Annotated in this window: 1 protein-coding gene and 2 pseudogenes; 2 read left to right on the top strand and 1 reads right to left on the bottom strand. The window is 72.7% G+C overall.

Going from position 1 to position 2,066, the window contains the following annotated elements:
* Together PROKR_RS35080 and disA are read left to right on the top strand one after the other, a co-directional pair.
* Positions 1-201: pseudogene (locus tag PROKR_RS35080) on the top strand (DNA repair protein RadA); the annotation flags it as partial.
* Between the two features lie 53 nt (positions 202-254).
* The gene (disA, locus tag PROKR_RS15235; RefSeq protein ID WP_036964474.1) at positions 255-1,337 is read left to right on the top strand and encodes a DNA integrity scanning diadenylate cyclase DisA; all 1,083 of its coding nucleotides are present in this window, start codon (positions 255-257) and stop codon (positions 1,335-1,337) included.
* 60 nt (positions 1,338-1,397) lie between these two features.
* Here the strand turns inward: disA and PROKR_RS30795 are convergent.
* A pseudogene (locus PROKR_RS30795) lies at positions 1,398-2,066 on the bottom strand (hypothetical protein); the annotation flags it as partial.

Below are 2,066 nucleotides of genomic sequence, written 5' to 3'. Positions count from 1 at the left end.
GACCTGCGGCCGGTCGCCGGGCTGGACCGGCGCCTGGGCGAGGCGGCCCGCCTGGGCTTCGCGAACGCCGTCGTGCCGCACGGGACCGGGGTCAAGCCGCCCGAGGGTCTCCAGCTCGTCGAGGCGGTGCACATCCGCGACGCGGTCGAGTGGGCACAGGCCATAGGCCGCGGGGGCGACGGCGAGGTGTCCGGGAGATGACCGCTTCATGAAACGAACTACTTGTGACCCGGGGCACAGCGTAGGATTTCTTCGTGGCCACGACCTCCTCGCACACTGACGAGCTGCTCCGTGAGACCCTGGCCGCCGTCGCGCCCGGGACCGAACTCCGCGACGGACTCGAACGCATCCTGCGTGGCCGCACCGGCGCGCTCATCGTGCTCGGCCTCGACCCGGTCGTCGAGCAGATCTGCTCCGGCGGTTTCTCGCTCGACGTCGACTTCTCGGCCACCCGCCTGCGCGAGCTGTCGAAGATGGACGGCGCCGTGGTGCTCGACCGGCATGCCACCCGCATCCGTAAGGCCGCCGTGCAGCTGCTCCCCGACCCGACGATAGAGACCACCGAGTCCGGCACGCGCCACCGTACGGCCGAGCGCGTCGCCAAGCAGACCGGCTTCCCCGTCATCTCGGTCAGCCAGTCCATGCGCATCGTCGCCCTCTACGTGGGCGGCCAGCGGCACGTGCTGGAGGACTCGGACACGATCCTCGGCCGCGCCAACCAGGCGCTCGCCACGCTCGAGCGGTACCGCGCCCGCCTCGACGAGGTGTCCGGCACCCTGTCGGCCCTCGAGATCGAGGACCTGGTCACGGTGCGCGACGTCTGCTCCGTGGTGCAGCGACTCGAGATGGTGGGGCGCATCTCGGACGAGATCGCCGGCTACGTGATCGAGCTCGGCGTGGACGGCCGGCTGCTGGCGCTGCAGCTCGACGAGCTGATCGGCGACGTCGGCTCGGACCGCGAGTTCGTGATCCGCGACTACGTGCTGAGCCGCAAGGACCGCGCGCTGACCGACGTGCAGGCCGAGCTGTCGGCGCTCACCTCCCAGGAGCTGCTCGACATGAGCCAGATCGGCCGGATCCTGGACCTGCCGGGCGGCGGGGACGCGCTCGACGCCGCCGTCGCGCCGCACGGCTACCGGCTCCTGTCCAAGGTGCCGCGCCTGCCGAACCCGACGATCGAGCAGCTCGTGGGACACTTCAGCAGCCTGCAGAAGCTCCTCGCCGCGAGCGTGGACGACCTCATGTCGGTCGACGGCGTGGGCGAGCAGCGTGCCCGGACCATCCGCGAGGGCCTGTCCCGGCTCGCCGAGTCGAGCATCCTCGAGCGGTACGTCTGACCCGAGGGGTACGTCGGCGAAGAGCTGTACGCCTGGGAAGAGCGCCCCGCAGGTGACGCCTCAGGACTCCTTGCCCGAGCCGTCCCCGGCGTCCTGACCGTCCGTCGCGTCGCCGCCGCCCTTCGCGCCCCCTCCGTCGTCCGACTTCTCGTCGGCCGCCGAGTTCTCCCCGGCCTCCCCGGACCCGCTCGGATCCGCGTCCGGCTCGTCCGACGCCTTCCCCGAGGGGTCGCCCGACGGCTCGCCGGACGGGTCCTCGGACGACTCGCCGGAGGACGACGGCGACGGCTGCGGCACCGTGTACGTCAGCCGTACCACGTCGCTGCTCGCGCCTTCGACGTCGGCGAGCGTCACCTGGGCCGTGTACTGGCCGGCCGTCAGCTTGGGCTGACCGCCCGGGCAGTCGGGCGCAGAGCGGGAGTCGGACCAGCTCACGCTGGTGGTGTCGACGTCGCCGGGCCCGAGGAGCAGCAGCCGCTCCTCGTCCTGGTCGGCGCAGTCCGCGGACGACCAGGCCCGCTCCGCCGTCTGCTCGCCCACCTCGCCCTCGTAGACCGTCACGGCGAGGCTGCGCCGGGGCGCGTCGACCAGGCACTGCACCTGGCCGGTGTTGCGCACCGACACCGTGAACCGGACCGGCACGCCGGGCGTGACCGCCGTGCGGTCGGCCGCGAGGCCGACGTCGAGGTCCTCGGGCGCGCAGGGTGCGGCCGCGGCGTTCGGGTCCAC

Origin of the sequence: Promicromonospora kroppenstedtii DSM 19349 (genome assembly GCF_000515355.1) — a bacterium.
Lineage (GTDB): Bacteria > Actinomycetota > Actinomycetes > Actinomycetales > Cellulomonadaceae > Promicromonospora > Promicromonospora kroppenstedtii.
Note: the sequence above shows the minus strand (reverse complement) of the source record. Positions and strands in the feature narration are given on the sequence as shown.